The following is an 18,206-nucleotide window of genomic DNA, read 5'->3' on the forward strand; positions in this document are numbered from 1 at the left end:
CTGTGTAAAAAGTTTCAGGATGATGGCAGAGCGGCGAATCCGGGGAGTCAGTACATCGCCCCGAACTATCCACAGCGCCGCGGCGGAAGGGGTTGTGGATAGATGGGCGATCGGAAACGACTGCGCCCGCACTTGGGCGGGCGCAGCGTCCACTGGCCTGGGCCAGTCGGATCATGTCCGACTACTTGAGCGTCACCCGGGCGTAGCGCTTCTTGCCCGCCTGGATCACATAGCTCTGGCCGGTCGCCAACATATGATCTCGCTCGACCACCTCGCCATCCACCTTGACCCGGCCGTTGCCGAGCATGTCCTTGGCCTGGGCGCTGTTGTTGGCCAGGCCGGAGCGGTTGAGCACCGCCGCGATGGGCGCCTGCTCGCTGCCCTCGAAGCCCACCTCCACCTCGGGCAGATCCTCCGGCAGCTCGCCCTCGGCCAGCTGGTTACCCGCGGAGCGGTGCGCATTGGCCGCCGCCTCCTCGCCGTGGTAACGCGCGATCAGCTCGCGGGCCAGGATCATCTTGATGTCCCGGGGATTGGCACCGCCCTCGACGTCACGCTTGAGCGACTCGATCTCCTCGTTGGACTTGAGCGAGAGCAGCTCGAAGTAGCGCCAGATCAGGCTGTCCGGCATGGAGACCAGCTTGTTGAACATGGCGCCCGGCGCCTCGTCCACGCCGACGTAGTTCCCCAGCGACTTGGACATCTTCTGCACGCCGTCCAGCCCTTCCAGCAGCGGCATGGTGATCACCACCTGGGGCGTCATGCCGAAGTGCTTCTGCACCTCGCGCCCCATCAGCAGGTTGAACTTCTGGTCGGTGCCGCCCATCTCGATGTCGGCCTCCAGCGCCACGGAGTCGTAGCCCTGCACCAGCGGATAGAGGAACTCGTGGATGGAGATCGGCTGCCCCGCCTTGTAGCGCTTATCGAAGTCGTCGCGCTCGAGCATGCGTGCCACAGTGCTCTGGGCCGCCAGCTCGATCATCTTGGCGGCGGTGAGCTCGCCGAACCACTCGGAGTTGAAGCGCACCTCGGTCTTTTCCGGGTCGAGGATCTTGAACACCTGCTCCTTGTAGGTCTGGGCGTTGGCGCGGACCTCCTCCTCGGTGAGCGGCTTGCGGGTGACGTTCTTGCCGGTGGGGTCGCCGATACGACCGGTGAAGTCGCCGATCAGGAAGATGATCTGGTGGCCGAGATCCTGGAACTGACGCATCTTGGTCAGCAGCACGCTGTGCCCCAGGTGCAGATCGGGGGCGGTGGGATCGAAGCCCGCCTTGATCCGCAGCTTGCGCCCGGACTCCAGCTTCTTGATCAGCTCCTCTTCCAGCAGGATCTCCTGGGTGCCTCGCTTGAGCAGCGCCAGTGCGCTAGCCACGTCGCTCATTGTCTCCTACTCCACGTGTACGGTTGCCGGGCCCCGGCGGGGGCCATCGATTGGGCCAGGATGGTAGCATGAGTCGACGCCTTGCGGTGACGCCCCAACGACCCGAGAGAGTGCCATGTCCCTCTATATAGGCCTGATGTCCGGCACCAGCCTGGACGGCATCGACGCCGCCCTGGTGGAGATAGACGACACCTCAGCCAGCGGCTGCCCCCGCCTGCTGGCCTCCCACGCCGAGCCGATGCCCGCGGCGCTGCGCGAATCTTTGTGGGCGCTGTGCCACGCCGCGGGGGCAGGCTTTGCCGAGCTGGCGGCGGCGGAGGACGCCTTCTGCCGGCTCCAGGCCCAGGCCGTGGCCACGCTGCTGGCGGCGAGCGGCACGCCCCGCGAGGCGGTGGAGGCCATCGGCAGCCACGGCCAGACCATCGAGCACGCCCCACAGGGGCACGCCGGCGGGCCCGCCTATACCCTGCAGCTCGACAACCCCAGCCTGCTGGCCGAGCTGACCGGGCGCTGCGTGGTGGCCGACTTCCGGCGCCGCGACCTGGCGGCCGGCGGCCAGGCGGCTCCCCTGGCGCCCGCCTTCCACGAGGCGCTGTTTCGTGCCCCCGGCGAGTGGCGGCTGGTGCTCAACCTCGGCGGCTTCGCCAACCTGACCCTGCTGCCACCCGCCGAGGACCCGAGGGCCCCGCTCGGCTTCGACTCGGGGCCGGCCAACGCCCTGCTCGACGCCTGGCACGCCCGCCATCGCGGCGGCGATTTCGATGCCGACGGCGCCTGGGCGGCCTCGGGGCGGGTAGACGAGGCACTCCTGGGTCGGCTGCTGGCGGAGCCCTTCTTCCACCTGCCGCCGCCCCGCAGCACCGGGCGCGAGCTGTTTCATCTCGACTGGCTGGAGGGGCACCTGACGGGGAAGGAACGCACAGAGGACGTGCAGGCCACCCTGGCGGAGCTGACGGCACAGAGCGTGGCGCTGGCGGTGGCCATGGCGCGCGAGCGACTCGAGGCTCCCACCGCTGCGCGGCTGATTCCCTGCGGCGGCGGCGCCCACAACCGCGACCTGCTGGCCAGGCTCGACCGGCACCTGCCCGATTCGCGCCTTGCCGATAGCGAGGCGTGGGGCTGGCCGGCCGACTGGCTGGAGGCCGGCGCCTTCGCCTGGCTGACCTGGCGAAGGCTGCACGGCATGCCCGGCAACCTGCCCTCGGTCACCGGCGCCGCCGGCCCCCGGGTGCTGGGCGGGGTCTACGCCCCCTGAGCCACGGCGCCAGGGGCGGGCCGGCCGCCGCCCTGCCGGGTCAGAAGTCCTCGTCGCGCTTGAGCGAGAGCTGGCTTGCCGCCTCGCGTGCCTGGGCCAGCCCTTCGCTGCCGGCGTCACCGTACTTGATCATCATGCGCAGGTCGTTGGCCGAGTCGGCGTGCACCAGCGCCACCTCCTCGGTGATCTTGCCCGCCCGGAAGAGGTCGTAGAGCGCCTGGTCGAAGGTCTGCATCCCCAGGTCTCGGGAGCGCGACATCACGTTCTTGATCTCGTTGACCTCGCCCTTGCGTACCAGATCGCCGATCAGCGGTGACTTGAGCATGATCTCGATGGCCGGGCAGCGGCCACCATCCACCGTGGGCAGCAGCTGCTGGGCCACGATGGCGCGCAGGTTGAGCGAGAGGTCGAGCCAGATCTGCTCGTGCCGCTCGTGGGGGAAGAAGTGGATGATGCGATCCAGCGCCTGGTTGGCGTTGTTGGCGTGCAGGGTCGCCAGGCAGAGGTGGCCGGTCTCGGCGAAGGTCAGCGCATGCTCCATGGTCTCCCGGGTGCGGATCTCGCCGATCAGGATCACGTCGGGCGCCTGGCGCAGGGTGTTCTTCAGCGCGACCTCGAAGGAGTCGGTGTCGATGCCCACCTCGCGCTGGTTGATGATCGCCTTCTTGTGCGGATGCACGTACTCGATGGGATCCTCGACGCTGATGATATGGCCCCCCAGGGTCTCGTTGCGCTGCTGGATCATCGAGGCCAGGGTGGTCGACTTGCCGGTACCGGTGCCGCCCACCACGAACACCAGGCCACGCTTGTTGTTGGCCAGCTCGCCCAGCACCGGCGGCAGCGACAGCTCCTCCAGGTGGGGGATCTCGAAGGCGATGCGCCGGATCACCATCGCCTTCTGGTTGCGCTGCTGGAAGGCGCTGACGCGAAAGCGCCCCTTGTCCCTGAGGCTGAGCGCGAAGTTGGCCTCGCGCTCGACCTGGAAGCGCGCCATCACCGCCTCCGGGATCGACGCGCTGACCAGCTCGTCGACCTGGGCCACGGAGAGCCCCTGGTCGCCCAGGGGAGTCAGCTTGCCGGCCATCTTGAGGGTCGGCGGTGCATTCACCGAGATCAGCAGATCCGACGCCTCCTTCTGCACCATGATATCCAGCAGCTGGTAGAGCCACTCTTTCGCCGTCATGTCCCTGCTCCTCTTCCCCGTTGTTCCCTGCCGCGCGGCCGACCCCCGGTCAGTTGGCCAGCACGCCCTTGGCCTTGGCCTGCGCCTCGTCGCGCGCCACCACGTTGTCCGCCACCAGCTTGGCCAGCGAGGCATCGAGGGTCTGCATGCCCAGGTTGCCGCCGGTCTGGATGGCCGAGTAGATCTGCGCCACCTTGTCCTCGCGGATCAGGTTGCGCACCGCCGCGGTGGCGATCAGGATCTCGTGGGCCGCGACGCGCCCGCCGCCCATGCGCTTGAGCAGGGTCTGGGAGACCACCGCCTGCAGCGACTCCGAGAGCATCGAGCGCACCATGGATTTCTCATCACCGGGGAAGACGTCGATGATCCGGTCGATGGTCTTGGCCGCCGAGGTGGTGTGCAGGGTGCCGAACACCAGGTGACCGGTCTCCGCCGCGGTCAGCGCCAGGCGAATGGTCTCCAGGTCACGCAGCTCACCCACCAGGATCACGTCGGGGTCCTCGCGCAGGGCGCTGCGCAGCGCCGGGGCGAAGCCGTGGGTGTCGCGGTGCACCTCGCGCTGGTTGATCAGGCAGCGCTTGCTGCGGTGAACGAATTCCACCGGGTCCTCGATGGTGAGGATGTGCTCGTAGCGGTTATCGTTGATGTAGTCGATCATCGCCGCAAGCGTGGTGCTCTTGCCCGAGCCGGTGGGGCCGGTCACCAGCACCAGGCCGCGGGGCAGCATGGAGAGCTGACGGAAGACGGTGCCGAGGCCGAGGTCCTCCAGGGTCAGCACCTCGGAGGGAATGGTACGGAACACCGCGCCCGCGCCACGCGCCTGGTTGAAGACGTTGACACGGAAGCGCGACACGCCGGGCACCTCGAAGGAGAAGTCGGTCTCGAAGAACTCCTCGTAGTCACGGCGCTGGCGGTCGGCCATGATGTCGTAGATCAGCTTGCGGACCTCGCGGTCCTCCATGGCTGGCACGTTCAGGCGGCGAATGTCGCCATCGACCCGGATCATCGGCGGCAGGCCCGCCGAAAGATGCAGGTCGGAGGCCTTCTGTTTTGCCGAGAACGCCAGCAGTTCGGTAATATCCATGCGTTTTCCCTTGCTCCCGAAGCCCTGGTGACATCTTGTAATGTTCAGTATGACAGAGCTTGCCACATGACGGCCCCTTCTGCCTCCACCCCCCTCGCCGAATCGCTGGCCGCGGTGCGCCGGCGCCTATCCGCGGCCCTGGCGGATGCCGGCCGGCCGACCGAGGGCGCGCAGCTGCTGGCGGTCAGCAAGACCAAGCCGGCGGCGCTGATCCGCGAGGCCTGGCATCTCGGCCAGCGCGAGTTCGGCGAGAACTATGTCCAGGAGGCGCTGGCCAAGCAGGCCGAGCTGGCCGACCTCGACGGCATCGTCTGGCATTTCATCGGCCCGCTGCAGTCGAACAAGACCCGCGAGGTGGCCGAACACTTCACCTGGGTACACAGCGTAGACCGTGAGAAGATCGCCCGGCGTCTGAACGATCAACGCCCGGAGGCAATGCCGCCGCTCGAGGTCTGCCTGCAGGTCAATATCAGCGACGAGGCCACCAAGTCCGGTGTGAGCCTCGCCGAGCTGCCGGCGCTGGCCGAGGCCGTGCTGGCGATGCCGCGCCTGCGTCTGCGCGGCCTGATGGCGATCCCGGCCCCGGCCGAGACCCCCGAGGCCCAGCGAGAGCCCTTCGCCCACCTGCGCGAGGCCCTGGAGGCGCTGCGCCGCCGCTTCCCCGGGGCGCCGCTGGACACCCTCTCCATGGGCATGACCAGCGACCTGGAGGCCGCCGTGCGGGAGGGCGCCACCCTGGTGCGGGTGGGCACCGCCATCTTCGGGGAGCGCGAACCACCCCGCTGAGCACCGACCGAACAACGTAGCCGCCGGATGCTCCACCGGCTCCATTCGACGAGCGATACAGGACACCCCCATGGCCACCAGAGTCACCTTCATCGGCGCCGGCAACATGGCCAGCGCCATCATCGGCGGCATGATCGACAGCGGCTTCTCGCCCTCCGCGATCACCGCCACCTCCCCGAGCGACGCCTTCCTGGCCCCGGTGCATGAGCGCTACGGCATTCACACCAACACCGACAACGTTGCCGCGGTCGCCCAGGCCGATGTGGTCGTGCTGGCGGTGAAGCCGCAGATCATGAAGGAGGTCTGCGAGGGGCTGGCCGGCGTGGTGCAGCGCCAGCGCCCGCTGATCATCTCGGTGGCCGCCGGCCTCGATGCCGCCACCCTGGAGGCCTGGCTGGGCGGCGACCTGCCGCTGGTCCGCTGCATGCCCAACACCCCGGCCCTGGTGGGCGCCGGCGCTTCCGGCCTCTGTGCCAACGCCCGCGTCAGCGACGAGCAGCGGGCCCTGGCCACCGAACTGATGGAGGCCGTGGGCCTGGTGGAGTGGGTCGAGGAGGAGCACCTGCTCGACGCCGTCACCGCCGTCTCCGGCAGCGGACCGGCCTACTTCTTCCTGGTGTTCGAGGCCATGGAAGAGGCCGGCGTCAAGCTGGGCCTGCCTGCCGACACGGCCCGCCGCCTGGCCATGCAGACCGCGCTGGGCGCCGCGAAGATGGCCATGGCCAGCGACAAGTCCCCCGCGGAGCTCAAGCGCAACGTGATGTCGCCGGGCGGCACCACCGAACGCGCGATCGAGCACCTCGAGGCGGCCGAGCTGCGCCGCATCCTCGCCGAGGCCATGGACGCCTGCGCCGCACGCGCCCGTGAGATGGCCGCCGAGCTCGGCGGCCGCTAGTTCCAGGATCAGTTCTAGTTCCAGGATCAGTTTCAAGGGGCCGCCGGGCGGCGGCCTGCCCACGACATGGAGGAACCCTCATGGGAAATGCCGGCCTGCTGCTGATCAACACGCTGGTCAACCTGTACATCTTCCTGCTGATGCTGCGCTTCCTGCTGCAGGCGTCTCAGGCCGATTACTACAACCCCATCAGCCAGACGGTGGTCAAGATCACCCAGCCGGCGGTGCGCCCCTTTCAGGGCTTCCTGGGCCCGGTGCTGGGTCGCTTCGACATGGCCACCCTGGCGGCCGGCTTCGTGATCAAGGCGGTGAGCATTATCGTCATCCTGCAGATGGCCGGCTTCGGCATGGCGCCGGTCGCCGCCGTGGCCATCGGCGCGGTGGCGGCGTTGGCCAACGCCATCCTGAAGATCTACTTCTTCGCGCTGATCGCCATGATCATCCTCAGCTGGGTCGCCCCCAACGCCAGCCATCCCGGGGCGCTGCTGGTGATGCAGCTGGTGGAGCCGATCATGGCGCCGCTGCGCAAGGTGATCCCGCCGCTCGGCATGATCGATCTGTCGCCCATCGTGGCGTTCATCGCCATCAGCCTGATCGATGGTATCGTGGTGGGTTCACTGACCCGCGCTGCCGGCGTGGCCGGCGCCCTGGTCGGGCTCTGAGGCCCGCCCTCAGCGCCCACCGCAACGACTGGACACGGAACGACTGATGCCCGAGTTTCCTGGTGACTCGGTCGGCCTGGTGACGCCCCAGACGGCGCACTTCGACGACCCCCTGGCCCTGGCCTGCGGCAGGACGCTGCCGGCCTATGACCTCGTCTACGAGACCTATGGCACCCTCAACGCCGAACGCTCCAACGCGGTGCTGATCTGCCACGCGCTCTCCGGCCACCACCATGCGGCCGGCTACCACCGCGACGACGAACGCAAGCCGGGCTGGTGGGACGCCCATATCGGCCCCGGCAAGTCCATCGACACCAACCGCTTCTTCGTGGTCTCGCTCAACAACCTGGGGGGCTGCCACGGCAGCACCGGCCCCAGCTGCGAGAACCCCGAGAGCGGCCGGCTGTGGGGGCCGGAGTTTCCCATGATGACGGTGGGCGACTGGGTGAACAGCCAGGCGCGGCTGGCCGATCGCCTGGAGATAGAGCGCTTCGCCGCGGTGATCGGCGGCAGCCTGGGCGGCATGCAGGCGCTGCAGTGGACGCTGGCCTACCCGGAGCGGGTCGCCAGTGCCGCAGTGATCGCCGCCACCCCCAAGCTATCGGCGCAGAACATCGCCTTCAATGAGGTCGCCCGCCAGGCGATCCGCTCGGATCCGGACTTCCACGACGGCTGGTACACCGAGCACGGCACCGTGCCGCGCCGCGGCCTCAAGCTGGCCCGCATGGTGGGGCACATCACCTACCTCTCCGAGGACGCCATGGGCAGCAAGTTCGGGCGCGACCTGCGCACCGACGACCTCAACTTCGGCTTCGACGTGGAGTTCCAGGTGGAGTCCTACCTGCGCTACCAGGGCGACACCTTCTCCACCTCCTTCGATGCCAACACCTACCTGCTGATGACCAAGGCGCTGGACTACTTCGACCCGGCCGCGGCCCACGGCGGCGACCTGGCGCGGGCGCTGGCCCCCGCCACCTGCCCCTTCCTGGTGGTCAGCTTCACCACCGACTGGCGCTTCCCGCCCTCGCGCTCCCGGGAGCTGGTCAACGCCCTGGTGCGCGCCGGCAAGCCGGTCAGCTACGCCAACATCGACTCGACCCACGGCCACGACGCCTTCCTGATGCCGGAGCCCCGCTATCAGGCGGTGTTCGCCGCCTTCATGGACCGCGTGGCCGGCGACCTCGGCCTGGAGACGCGCGCATGATGAACCGCCCCGACTTCAAGCTGATCCACGACTGGGTGCCCCCGAACGCCCGCATCCTCGACCTGGCCTGCGGCGATGGCAGCCTGCTGGCGGCCCTGGCGCGCGACAAGAACGTCACCGGCTACGGCCTGGAGATCGACCCGGACGGCATCACCGCCTGCATCGCCCGCGGCGTCAACGTCATCGAGCAGAACCTCGACGAGGGGCTCGCCAACTTCGATGACGACGCCTGCGACCTGGTGATCATGACCCAGGCCCTGCAGGCGCTGCGCCGCCCCGACCGCATGCTCGACGAGATGCTGCGGGTGGCCAGCGAGGCGATCATCACCTTCCCCAACTTCGCCTACTGGCGCCATCGCGTGCACCTGGGGATCCGCGGCTACATGCCGGTCTCCAAGTCGCTGCCCCACGCCTGGTACGACACCCCCAACATCCACCTCTCGACCTTCAACGACTTTGAACAACTTTGCCGCGACAAGGGTCTGATCATCGTCGACCGGGCGGTGGGCATCGGCGACCACGAGGGACACTGGACCTCGCGGCTGTGGCCCAACCTGTTCGGCGAAATCGCGATCTTCCGGGTCACCCGACGCGCCTGACCCGGCAACGGCAAAGAGGGTTCACGATGAGGCAAGGCGTCCTGAAGGGCCTGCTCGCCGCCGGCCTGATGCTGCTGGCCGGCACCGCCGCCGCCCAGCAGTACGAGCAGGTCGGCAACTATCAGGTCCACTACAGCGCGGTGAACACCAGCTTCCTGCCCGAGGAAGTCGCCCGCGAGCACAATATCCAGCGCAGCCAGGTGATGGCGCTGCTCAACGTCAGCGTGCTCGAGGAGCGCGAGGACGGCACCACCCGCGCCCTGCCGGTCTCGGTGAACGGGACGGTCGGGGGACTCGCCAGCGGCGACGCCCGCACCCCGCTGAGCTTTCGCACCCTGCGCAGCGGCGACGCCCCCTCCCAGATAGCGGTATTCCGCATCCACGACGACGAGGCGATGCGCTTCGACCTGGAGGTCCTCCACGACCGCAACGCGGAGCCGGCCCGGGTCAGCTTCATCCAGCGCTTCTACATCGACCGCTGAACCCCCACCGGCCGGGCAAGGCCTGCCCGGCCGGCGCTCAACCGGTGAAGCGTCGCTCGAGAGCCACCGGCAGCGGCGCCCCGAGGCGAATCGCCACCGGCGAATCACCTAGCCGCACCACCTCGCAGCGCTGCGCCAGCACCTCCACGCCGCGCACCGCCGCCGTGCGCAGGGTCGCCGCATAGGCGGGATCCAGGTGCGCCGCCGGCGCCACGTCCTCGATGCCCTCGTGGGCCACGCAGAACAGCAGCACCGCGCGCTGGCCGCGCTCGGCCAGCGCCGCCAGCACCTCCAGATGCTTGCGGCCCCGCTCGCTCACCGCGTCGGGGAAGTAGCCGTGGCCGTCGGCTTCCTTCAGGGTGACCTGCTTGACCTCCACGAAGGCCGTGCCTCGCTCGGGGTCGTCCAGGCGGAAGTCGAGCCGCGCCGAGAGCCCACCGTCCAGCACCACCCTTGCCTCGCGCTTCAGGTCGGCGTAACCGGCGAGCCCGGGCACCCGGCCCTCGCGCAGGGCCTCCTCGACGATGCGGTTGGCCCGCCCGGTCTGCACCGAGGCCGCGGCCAGGGTGCCATCGGGCTGGGGCAGCTCGATCAGCTCCCAGGTCCAGGCCAGCTTGCGCGCCGGATTGTCGCTGGGCGAGAGCCACACCCGGCAGCCGGGCACGTTCACGGCCCGCATGGAGCCGGTGTTGGGGCAGTGGGCGGTGACCTCGCGGCCGTCGTCGAGGCGCACGTCGGCGAGGAAGCGCTTGTAGCGCCGCAGCAGCGTGCCCGGCACCAGCTCGGGGTAGTCCATGCGCGCCCCCTACTGCCGGGCCAGGAAGCGTGCGAGACGCGCCACCGCCTCCTCCAGCCGCACGATGCCGGTGGTGAAGGCGATGCGCACGTGATGCTCGCCGCCCGCGAGGGCGAAGTCGATTCCCGGCGTGATCGCCACGTTCTCCTCCTCCAGCAGGCGCCGGCAGAAGGCCTGGCTGTCGTTGCTGTAGCGGGAGATATCGAGCCACAGGTAAAAGGCCCCCTGGGGCGGCAGCGAAGGCGCAAGCCCCAGGGGTGCCAGGGCCGCCAGCAGGGCGTCGCGGCGACGCGAAAGCTCATGGCGACGGGCCTCCAGAATCTCCCGGCACTCGGGCGTGAAGGCCGCCAGGGCGGCGTGCTGGGCCGGGGTGGGGGCGGCCAGGAAGACGTTCTGGGCCAGCCGGGTGAGCGGCTCCACCGCAGCCTCGGGCGCCAGCAGCCAGCCCAGGCGCCAACCTGTCATGCCGAAGTACTTGGAGAAGCTGTTGACCACGAAGGCGTCCGGGGTGATCGCGGCCACCGAGAGCGGCTCGAGGTCATAGCAGAGCCCCTGGTAGATCTCGTCCACCAGCAGGTGGCCGCCCCTGGCCGCCACCGTCGCGGCCACGGCCGCCAGCTGCGCCTCGTCGAGCATATGGCCGGTGGGGTTCGAGGGGGTGGCCAGCATCGCCAGCCGGGTGGTGTCGCGCCAGTGGGCCTCGACCAGGCCGGCATCCAGCTGCCAGCCGCTGGCCGGCCCCACCGGCACGGCGTCCACCTCGGCGCCGGCCAGGGCCATGAAGTGGCGGTTGCAGGGGTAGTTGGGGTCGGCCATCAGCACGCGGTCGCCGGGGCCGGCGAGCAGCTGGCTGGCCAGCAGCAGCGCCCCGGAGGCGCCGGGGGTCACCAGGATGCGCCGCGGGTCGACCTCGGCGCCGAAGTGCTCGGCATAGTGGCCGGCGATCGCCTCGCGCAGCGCCGGCAGTCCCGCCGCCGGCGTATAGCGGGTATGGCCCGCGGCCAGGGCCGCCTGGCCAGCGGCCACCACCGGGGCCGGGGTGGGAAAGTCGGGCTCGCCCACCTCCAGGTGGATGACGTCGTGGCCGGCCGCCTCGCGGGCCTGGGCAGTTTCCAGCAGGCTCATCACCCGGAAGGGGGCAACCTTATCGATGCGTGCATTCCACGCCATGGCGGGCTCCTGTGGCAGACGACCGACGCCAGGGAGCCTTGCTCCCGCGGCGTGGTCACAGTGTCATATGATCGAGGGCCCATAGTGTAGCGACTTTGGTGGCAAGGCCGCAGCCGGCGGGGAGGGCGAGGTTGCAAACCCCCGGTTTTTTCCGCTAAACAAGCATCCCTTTGGCGTGAGATACCTTGCACCCAGGCAGGTATTGATCAGCAGTCACTCAAGTAACGAGGCAGTCCCATGCCAGTAGCCGACAAGAAAGCGGAAGCTCCCAAGAAGTTCACCCCCTACGAGCCGGCGGCGGGTGAAGAGTACATGAACGAGCAGCAGCTGGAGCACTTCCGCCAGATCCTGCTGGGCTGGAAGCAGGAGCTCATGGAAGAGGTGGACCGCACCGTGCGTCACCTGCAGGAAGAGGCGAACAACTACGCCGACCCGGCCGACCGCGCCACCCAGGAGGAGGGCTTCAGCCTGGAGCTGCGCACCCGGGATCGCGAGCGCAAGCTGCTCAAGAAGATCAACGAGACCCTCGACAAGATCGACGAGGATGACTACGGCTTCTGCGAGGCCTGCGGCGTCGAGATAGGCATCCGCCGCCTCGAGGCGCGCCCCACGGCCACCCTGTGCGTCGACTGCAAGACGCTGGCCGAGCTCAAGGAAAAGCAGCTGGGCGGCTGATCCAGGCATGCCGATGGCCTGCATGAACCCTCGCAACGGGCACCCCTGGGTGCCCGTTCGCGCGTCTGATGGCGGGAGCCGCCCATGAGCCACTACCGCGGCCGCTTCGCCCCGACCCCGTCGGGCCCGCTGCACTTCGGTTCGCTGGTGGCCGCCCTGGCCAGCTTCCTGGATGCCCGCCGCGCCGGCGGCGAGTGGTGGCTGCGCATCGAGGACATCGACCCGCCGCGCTGCCCGCCGGGTGCCGCCGACGAGATCCAGCGCCAGCTCGCGGCCTTCGGCCTGCACTGGGACGGCCCGGTGCTCTGGCAGCACGACCGCGGCGACGCCTATCAGGCGGCCCTCGACCGCCTGGTTGCACTCGGCCTGGCCTATCCCTGCAGCTGCTCGCGCAAGCAGTGGCGCGAGCATGCGGTCTACCCCGGCTGGTGCCGCGAGGGCGTGCGCGAGCCCGGCAGGCCAGTGGCCTGGCGGCTGCGCAGCGACCTGGGCCTGCATCCGGTGGTCTGGCAGGACCGCCTCTTCGACGAGCAGCGCTTCGATCCCGCCGAGCTCGGCGACGTGGTGCTCAAGCGCAAGGATGGCCTCTGGGCCTACCAGCTCGCCGTGGTGGTGGACGACGCCGGGCAGGGGATCAGCGACGTGGTGCGTGGCTTCGACCTGCTCGACAACACTCCCTGGCAGCGCCAGCTGCAGCACGCCCTGGGCTACCCCGCGCCGCGCTACCTGCACCTGCCGCTGATCATCGGCGAAGGGGGCCAGAAGCTCTCCAAGCAGAACCTGGCCCCGGCCCTGCCCACCGATGACGGCGCGGTGCGCCCCCTGCTGCATGCCGCCCTCGTGGCCCTGGACCAGGCCCCGCCCGCCGGGCTCCGCGAGGCGCCAGTGGCGGAGCAGCTCGCCTGGGCCATCGCCCACTGGGAGGTCTCCCGCATCCGCCCCGAGCCACACCGAACGCGCGACGCGCTGCCGTCCGACTGAGAGGCGCCCATGTACGTCTATCGCATCCTGCTGTTCCTGGTGCTCGGTGGCTACCTGCTCTCGCCGCTGATGATGAGCGGCTGGGCCAGCCCCGGCGTGGCCTGGTATCGCCCCTTTATTATTTGGGGGGTGCTGATCGCGCTGACCCTGTGGCTGGAGCAGAAGAGGAAGCTCGATGAACGCTAGCCTGACGCGGCGTTGCTCGCCTGGTACCGGCTCCCCGAGCATCATCTGGGGGGGGGCTGATCGCGCTGACCCTGTGGCCGGAGCAGAAGAGGAAGCTCGATGAACGCTAGCCTGGCCGGGATGTTCGCCCTGGGCACCGGCTTCCTGCTGGTGCTCTTCCTCTGTGCCCTGGCGGTGGAGCGCGGGCTGATCGGCACGCGGATCACCCGCCACCCGCTGGTCTACACCCTGGCGCTCGGGGTCTACGCCAGCGCCTGGGCCATCTACGGCAGCCTGGAGCTCGCCTCCACCTCCGGCTACGGCTACCTGGCCTACTACCTGGGGGTGGCCGGGGCCTTCCTGCTCGCTCCGGTGCTGCTGGTGCCGATCCAGCGCATGACTCGCACCTACCAGCTCGCCTCGCTCTCCGACCTGTTCGCCTTCCGCTTCCGCTCGCGCTGGGTCGGCACCCTGATCACCCTGATCAGCCTGCTGGCGGTGCTGCCGCTGCTTGCCCTGCAGGTGCAGACCATGGGCGATGCCATCTTCCTGATGACCGGCGCCGCCTCGCCGTCGCTGCTGGCGCTGGCCTTCTGCGCCATGATCGCCCTGTTCGCCATGCTGTTCGGCGCCCGCCAGGGCCGCGTGGATGGCCACCATGACAGCCTGCTGGCGGTGATCGCCCTCTCCTCGCTGGTCAAGGTGGTTGCCATGCTGGGCCTCGGCGCCTTCTCGCTGTTCGTGGTCTTCGACGGCCCCGCCGACCTGCAGACCTGGCTCGACGGCCCCGGCCAGGCCTTCCAGGCCGACGTGATACAGCCCGACCCCGCCCACTGGCGCACCCTGCTGCTGCTCTTCTTCGCCGCGGCCCTGCTGATGCCGCACATCTTCCACATCACCTTCACCGAGACCCACTCCCGCCACACCCTGCTCCAGGCCAGCTGGGCGCTGCCGCTCTTCCTGCTGCTGATGGCGCTGCCGGTGCCGCTGATCCTGTGGGCGGGCCAGCGCCTCGGCGCCGGCGATCTCCTGCCCTCCGCCTATCTGGCCTTCGGGCTGTCGGAGTCGCTGTGGATACAGTCGCTGGCCTTCATCGCGGGGCTTGCCGCCACCAGCGCCACCATGGTGCTGATCGCCCTGGCCCTGGCCGGCATGATCCTCAACCACGTGCTGCTGGTGGCCCACCCCCCCCGAGGCCCAGCTGAACCTCTACCGCTGGCTGCTGTGGCTGCGCCGCGCCCTGGTGGGCGCCGTGGTGCTGGGCGGCTGGCTCTTCTACCGCACCGTGGGCGTGCATCACGACCTCACCACCCTGGCGCTGGCCGCCTTCGTCGGCATGGCCCAGTGCCTGCCGGGGCTGCTGGCCCTGCTCTACTGGCCCGGCGCCAACCGCAAGGGCATGGTCTCGGGGCTGGTGGTGGGCCTGCTGGTATGGCTGCTCGGCCTGTGGGGGCCGCTGCTCACCGGCCTGCCCGCGCTGGTGGTCATTCCTCCCGGCCTCGAGGCCCTGGCCGGCGAGCCGGAGTGGTACGTGATCACCCTGGTCTCCCTGGCCAGCAACGCCCTGGTCTTCATCCTCGTCTCCCTGGCCACCCCCACCTCCGAGGGTGAGCGGGCGGCGGCCGAGGCCTGCTCGGTGGACGCGGTGATCCGCCCCAAGCGCCTGCCGCTGGACGCCGCCAACGGCGAGGAGTTCAAGGCCTGCCTGGCCCGAGCCCTGGGCGACGAGGTCGCCCGCCGCGAGGTCGACCGAGCACTCGACGACCTGGGGCTCTCCCCCCTGGACGGCCGCCCCTACGCCTTGCGCCGGCTGCGCGACCGCCTGCAGGCCAACCTCTCCGGCCTGATGGGCCCCTCGGTGGCCCAGGACATCGTCGACCGCTACCTGCCCTATCGCCAGGGCAGCACCGGCGCCACCGAGGACATCCACTATGTGGAGAGCCGCCTGGAGGCCTACCGTTCGCGCCTCACCGGCCTTGCCAGGGAGCTCGACGGCCTGCGCCGCTACCACCGCCGCACCCTGACCCGCCTGCCGGTGGGGCTCTGCGCCTTCGGCGAGGACGGCGAGCTGCTGATGTGGAACGACGCCCTGGCCACCCTCAGCGGCATCGACGGCGCCAGCGTGATCGGCGCCCGCCGCGACAGCCTGCCGGCGCCCTGGGGCGAGCTGCTCGGCCGCATCCTGGCCGAGTCGCACAGCCACCTCTACAAGCAGCCGGTCACCCTCGAGGGCGGCGTCCGCTACCTCAGCCTGCACAAGGCCGAGCTCGCCGGCGACGACAGCGAGCCCGGCGGCATGGTGGTGCTGGTGGAGGACCACAGCGAGATGAAGTGGCTGGAGGACGAACTGGTCCACGCCGCTCGCCTCGCCTCCATCGGGCAGCTGGCCGCCGGGGTGGCCCACGAGATCGGCAACCCCATCACCGGCATCTCCTCGCTGGCCCAGAACCTGCGCTACGACACCGAGGACCCCGAGGTCCTCGAGACCGCCGGGCAGATCCAGCAGCTCACCGACCGCGTCTCGCGGATCGTCTCCTCGCTGGTGGGCTTCGCCCACGGGGGGCGCCACCTGGGCGGACAGACCTTTGCCCCGGTCTCCCTGGCCGAGGTCGTCGACGAGGCCATCCACTTGATCCACCTCGCCCGCTCGGGCGACGATGTCCGCTTCGAGAACCACTGCCCCGCCGAGCCCCACGTTCAGGGCGACGCCCAGCGGCTGCTGCAGGTGATGGTCAACCTGCTCGGCAACGCCCGCGATGCCAGCGGCCCCGGCGACCGGGTCGTCATCGAGGCGGCCCCCGAGGGGGCCGGGCTGAGGGTGACCGTGACCGACGAGGGCCACGGCATCGACGAACGGATGCGCGACCACCTCTTCGAGCCCTTCACCACCACCAAGCCGCCCGGCCAGGGCACGGGGCTGGGCCTGCCGCTGGTCTACAGCATCGTCGCCGAGCATCACGGCCAGATCGAGATCGAGTCCCCGCCGCCGGGGGGCGAGCGCGGCACCCGCATCAGCCTCTGGCTGCCGCTGAACCCACAGGAGGGTGAGACACCGCGATGAGCCGGATCCTGATCGTAGAAGACGAAGCCATCATCCGCAGCGCCCTGCGCCGCCTGCTGGAGCGCCACGACTACCGGGTCGAGGAGGCCGGCTCGGTGGACGAGGCCACGGCCCTGGACCCGCAGCGCTTCGACCTGGTGATCAGCGACCTGCGCCTGCCCGGCGAACCGGGCACCGAGCTGATCCATCGCGCCGCCCCGGTGCCGGTGCTGATCATGACCAGCTACGCCAGCATGCGCTCGGCGGTGGATGCCCTGAAGCAGGGGGCGGTGGACTACGTGGCCAAGCCCTTCGACCACGACGAGCTGCTCGAGACCGTGGCCCGGGTGCTGCACCTGCAGGCCTCGCGGCGCGCCGAGCCGCCGGACATCACCGAGCCCAGCGGCCAGGCCCAGCCGATGATCGGCAACTGCCCCGCCATGCAGCTGGTCTACTCGCGCATCCGCAAGACCGCACCCGCCGACGTCACCGTGCTGATCCAGGGCGAGTCCGGCACCGGCAAGGAGCTGGTGGCCCGCGCCCTGCATCAGCAGAGCAAGCGCGCCCATGCCGCCCTGATCTGCGTGAACTGCGCCGCGATCCCCGAGACGCTGATCGAGTCGGAGCTGTTCGGCCACGAGAAGGGCGCCTTCACCGGCGCCAGCGCCTCGCGCACCGGCCTGGTCGAGGCCGCCGATGGCGGCACCCTCTTCCTCGACGAGATCGGCGAGCTGCCGCTGGACGCCCAGGCCCGGCTGCTGCGGGTGCTGCAGGAGGGCGAGATCCGCAAGATCGGCTCGGTGGAGACCCGCCACGTGGATGTGCGCCTGATCGCCGCCACCCACCGCGACCTGCGCGCCCTGTCGAAGACCGGCGAGTTCCGACTCGACCTCTACTACCGCCTCAACGTGATGCAGATCGACCTGCCGCCGCTGCGCGACCGCGAGGAGGATGTGCTGCTGATCGCCGATGCCCTGCTGGAGAAGGCGTGTCGCCGCCATGATCGCGAGGGGCTGCGCCTCTCCCGCGCCGCACGCCGCGAGATCCACGACTACCCCTGGCCCGGCAACGTCCGCGAGCTGGAGAACGCCCTGGAGCGCGGGGTGATCCTCGCCGAGGGCCACCTGATCCACCCGGACGACCTGGGGCTCTCCCCGCCCAGCGCCGCGTCCCCCGCACCGCGCAAGCCCCCTGCTCCCGAGCCCGAGCCCGCCAAGGCCTCCGCCGGCCTCGACGACGAGGGCAGCGGCGAGGACGACCTCTCCCTCGAGGACTACTTCCAGCACTTCGTGCTGGAGCACCAGGACCAGATGAGCGAGACGGAGCTGGCCCAGAAGCTCGGCATCAGCCGCAAATCCCTGTGGGAGCGGCGCCAGCGCCTGGGCATCCCGCGCAAGAAGAGCCCGCGACGCAAGACCGACTGAGCGCCCAGGCGCCCTAGGCGCCACCCTGCGACCATCGTCTATGCGACCAACGACACAGCGCCCGCGGCCAAGGCCGCGGGCGCTGTCGCAGGAGGCCTGACACCCCATCCTGCGCCATTTGTTACCGTCCCACACAGCCGATGCCCCACGATGGGGCCCAAGGGGTAACACTTTCCCGCCCCGGCCGCAGAGGCCAACAGGCGCAATCTCCTAGGCCACTGATAGATATGGCATAAAATTCAGGTGGCACGCGGCCTGCTATATACCTTGGCAAGAAAAACAAGTTCCGGAGTCACCGGCTGCCCCAACAAGAACAACGCTGCAGCCCAGGGTGACGAGGCCCGCACCGCCAACAACAACAATGTTCGCGGGCCAGTGCTGCAAGGCACGATTAGCCAACAAGAACAACAGGTAACGTGCCCGG

The 18,206-nt window shown here is 69.6% G+C and carries 18 protein-coding genes; 13 read left to right on the forward strand and 5 right to left on the reverse strand.

Features of this window, described 5'->3' with window-relative positions; genetic code table 11:
- Positions 1-181 precede the first annotated feature (181 nt).
- Positions 182-1,381 (reverse strand): tyrosine--tRNA ligase, encoded by a 1,200-nt coding sequence (gene tyrS / locus HIR79_RS00005; RefSeq protein WP_169955847.1) that lies wholly within the window; start codon positions 1,379-1,381, stop codon positions 182-184.
- Positions 1,382-1,496: 115 nt separating this feature from the next.
- Between tyrS and HIR79_RS00010 the strand changes: the two genes are divergently transcribed.
- Complete coding sequence (locus HIR79_RS00010; RefSeq protein WP_169955849.1) at positions 1,497-2,636, forward strand: anhydro-N-acetylmuramic acid kinase; 1,140 nt, start codon at positions 1,497-1,499, stop codon at positions 2,634-2,636.
- Positions 2,637-2,676: 40 nt separating this feature from the next.
- Here HIR79_RS00010 and HIR79_RS00015 read toward each other — a convergent pair whose 3' ends face one another.
- Positions 2,677-3,819 (reverse strand): PilT/PilU family type 4a pilus ATPase, encoded by a 1,143-nt coding sequence (locus HIR79_RS00015; RefSeq protein WP_119022734.1) that lies wholly within the window; start codon positions 3,817-3,819, stop codon positions 2,677-2,679.
- 49 nt (positions 3,820-3,868) lie between these two features.
- Complete coding sequence (locus HIR79_RS00020) at positions 3,869-4,903, reverse strand: type IV pilus twitching motility protein PilT (RefSeq protein ID WP_119022735.1); 1,035 nt, start codon at positions 4,901-4,903, stop codon at positions 3,869-3,871.
- 66 nt (positions 4,904-4,969) lie between these two features.
- Here HIR79_RS00020 and HIR79_RS00025 point away from each other — a divergent pair, with 66 nt between their 5' ends.
- The 6 genes from HIR79_RS00025 to HIR79_RS00050 all read left to right on the forward strand — a co-directional run bounded on the left by HIR79_RS00025 (position 4,970) and on the right by HIR79_RS00050 (position 9,531).
- Positions 4,970-5,689 carry a YggS family pyridoxal phosphate-dependent enzyme gene (locus HIR79_RS00025; protein ID WP_119022736.1) on the forward strand — a complete coding sequence of 240 codons (720 nt, stop codon included), beginning with the start codon at positions 4,970-4,972 and terminating at the stop codon, positions 5,687-5,689.
- A gap of 70 nt (positions 5,690-5,759) precedes the next feature.
- Positions 5,760-6,584 (forward strand): pyrroline-5-carboxylate reductase, encoded by an 825-nt coding sequence (gene proC, locus HIR79_RS00030; RefSeq protein WP_169955851.1) that lies wholly within the window; start codon positions 5,760-5,762, stop codon positions 6,582-6,584.
- 80 nt (positions 6,585-6,664) lie between these two features.
- Positions 6,665-7,246 (forward strand): YggT family protein, encoded by a 582-nt coding sequence (locus HIR79_RS00035; protein ID WP_169955853.1) that lies wholly within the window; start codon positions 6,665-6,667, stop codon positions 7,244-7,246.
- A 46-nt stretch (positions 7,247-7,292) separates the two neighbouring features.
- Complete coding sequence (gene metX / locus HIR79_RS00040; protein ID WP_110070044.1) at positions 7,293-8,450, forward strand: homoserine O-succinyltransferase MetX; 1,158 nt, start codon at positions 7,293-7,295, stop codon at positions 8,448-8,450.
- Positions 8,450-9,049 carry a methionine biosynthesis protein MetW gene (gene metW, locus HIR79_RS00045; RefSeq protein WP_110070055.1) on the forward strand — a complete coding sequence of 200 codons (600 nt, stop codon included), beginning with the start codon at positions 8,450-8,452 and terminating at the stop codon, positions 9,047-9,049. The genes metX and metW overlap by 1 nt, the downstream gene beginning before the upstream one ends.
- 26 nt (positions 9,050-9,075) lie before the next feature.
- Entirely contained in the window at positions 9,076-9,531 is a 456-nt protein-coding gene (locus tag HIR79_RS00050; protein WP_169955855.1) for a DUF4426 domain-containing protein, read from the forward strand.
- Positions 9,532-9,568: 37 nt separating this feature from the next.
- Here HIR79_RS00050 and sfsA read toward each other — a convergent pair whose 3' ends face one another.
- Both sfsA and HIR79_RS00060 read right to left on the reverse strand, forming a co-directional pair.
- Entirely contained in the window at positions 9,569-10,327 is a 759-nt protein-coding gene (gene sfsA / locus HIR79_RS00055; RefSeq protein ID WP_169955857.1) for a DNA/RNA nuclease SfsA, read from the reverse strand.
- 9 nt (positions 10,328-10,336) lie between these two features.
- Positions 10,337-11,497 carry a pyridoxal phosphate-dependent aminotransferase gene (locus HIR79_RS00060; RefSeq protein WP_169955859.1) on the reverse strand — a complete coding sequence of 387 codons (1,161 nt, stop codon included), beginning with the start codon at positions 11,495-11,497 and terminating at the stop codon, positions 10,337-10,339.
- Positions 11,498-11,734: 237 nt separating this feature from the next.
- Between HIR79_RS00060 and dksA the strand changes: the two genes are divergently transcribed.
- From dksA to HIR79_RS00085, 6 genes are all read left to right on the forward strand, one after another.
- Positions 11,735-12,172 (forward strand): RNA polymerase-binding protein DksA, encoded by a 438-nt coding sequence (gene dksA / locus HIR79_RS00065; RefSeq protein ID WP_119022744.1) that lies wholly within the window; start codon positions 11,735-11,737, stop codon positions 12,170-12,172.
- An 84-nt stretch (positions 12,173-12,256) separates the two neighbouring features.
- Complete coding sequence (gluQRS, locus tag HIR79_RS00070) at positions 12,257-13,153, forward strand: tRNA glutamyl-Q(34) synthetase GluQRS (RefSeq protein ID WP_169955861.1); 897 nt, start codon at positions 12,257-12,259, stop codon at positions 13,151-13,153.
- Positions 13,154-13,162: 9 nt separating this feature from the next.
- A complete protein-coding gene (locus HIR79_RS00075; protein WP_162899978.1) occupies positions 13,163-13,339 on the forward strand; it encodes a hypothetical protein in 177 nt (58 codons plus the stop codon).
- Positions 13,340-13,438: 99 nt separating this feature from the next.
- A complete protein-coding gene (locus HIR79_RS18735) occupies positions 13,439-14,929 on the forward strand; it encodes an SLC5/6 family protein (RefSeq protein ID WP_349304991.1) in 1,491 nt (496 codons plus the stop codon).
- A gap of 715 nt (positions 14,930-15,644) precedes the next feature.
- A complete protein-coding gene (locus tag HIR79_RS18740) occupies positions 15,645-16,379 on the forward strand; it encodes a sensor histidine kinase (RefSeq protein WP_349304999.1) in 735 nt (244 codons plus the stop codon).
- Positions 16,376-17,782, forward strand: a complete 1,407-nt coding sequence (locus HIR79_RS00085) for a sigma-54-dependent transcriptional regulator (protein WP_169955863.1) — start codon at positions 16,376-16,378, stop codon at positions 17,780-17,782. Before HIR79_RS18740 ends, HIR79_RS00085 begins: the two co-directional genes overlap by 4 nt.
- Positions 17,783-18,206: the final 424 nt, after the last annotated feature.

Source organism: Halomonas sp. PGE1 (genome assembly GCF_013000985.1).
Classification (GTDB): domain Bacteria; phylum Pseudomonadota; class Gammaproteobacteria; order Pseudomonadales; family Halomonadaceae; genus Halomonas; species Halomonas alkalicola.

Coding starts and splice junctions, on each gene's coding strand:
- HIR79_RS00085 (WP_169955863.1), top strand. CDS start 16,376: ATGAGCCGGATCCTGATCGTAGAAGACGAAGCCATCATCCGCAGCGCC.
- HIR79_RS00035 (WP_169955853.1), top strand. CDS start 6,665: ATGGGAAATGCCGGCCTGCTGCTGATCAACACGCTGGTCAACCTGTAC.
- HIR79_RS00060 (WP_169955859.1), bottom strand. CDS start 11,497: ATGGCGTGGAATGCACGCATCGATAAGGTTGCCCCCTTCCGGGTGATG.
- HIR79_RS00015 (WP_119022734.1), bottom strand. CDS start 3,819: ATGACGGCGAAAGAGTGGCTCTACCAGCTGCTGGATATCATGGTGCAG.
- HIR79_RS18735 (WP_349304991.1), top strand. CDS start 13,439: ATGAACGCTAGCCTGGCCGGGATGTTCGCCCTGGGCACCGGCTTCCTG.
- dksA (WP_119022744.1), top strand. CDS start 11,735: ATGCCAGTAGCCGACAAGAAAGCGGAAGCTCCCAAGAAGTTCACCCCC.
- HIR79_RS00075 (WP_162899978.1), top strand. CDS start 13,163: ATGTACGTCTATCGCATCCTGCTGTTCCTGGTGCTCGGTGGCTACCTG.
- metX (WP_110070044.1), top strand. CDS start 7,293: ATGCCCGAGTTTCCTGGTGACTCGGTCGGCCTGGTGACGCCCCAGACG.
- HIR79_RS00050 (WP_169955855.1), top strand. CDS start 9,076: ATGAGGCAAGGCGTCCTGAAGGGCCTGCTCGCCGCCGGCCTGATGCTG.
- HIR79_RS18740 (WP_349304999.1), top strand. CDS start 15,645: ATGAAGTGGCTGGAGGACGAACTGGTCCACGCCGCTCGCCTCGCCTCC.
- tyrS (WP_169955847.1), bottom strand. CDS start 1,381: ATGAGCGACGTGGCTAGCGCACTGGCGCTGCTCAAGCGAGGCACCCAG.
- HIR79_RS00020 (WP_119022735.1), bottom strand. CDS start 4,903: ATGGATATTACCGAACTGCTGGCGTTCTCGGCAAAACAGAAGGCCTCC.
- gluQRS (WP_169955861.1), top strand. CDS start 12,257: ATGAGCCACTACCGCGGCCGCTTCGCCCCGACCCCGTCGGGCCCGCTG.
- proC (WP_169955851.1), top strand. CDS start 5,760: ATGGCCACCAGAGTCACCTTCATCGGCGCCGGCAACATGGCCAGCGCC.
- HIR79_RS00025 (WP_119022736.1), top strand. CDS start 4,970: ATGACGGCCCCTTCTGCCTCCACCCCCCTCGCCGAATCGCTGGCCGCG.
- sfsA (WP_169955857.1), bottom strand. CDS start 10,327: ATGGACTACCCCGAGCTGGTGCCGGGCACGCTGCTGCGGCGCTACAAG.
- HIR79_RS00010 (WP_169955849.1), top strand. CDS start 1,497: ATGTCCCTCTATATAGGCCTGATGTCCGGCACCAGCCTGGACGGCATC.
- metW (WP_110070055.1), top strand. CDS start 8,450: ATGAACCGCCCCGACTTCAAGCTGATCCACGACTGGGTGCCCCCGAAC.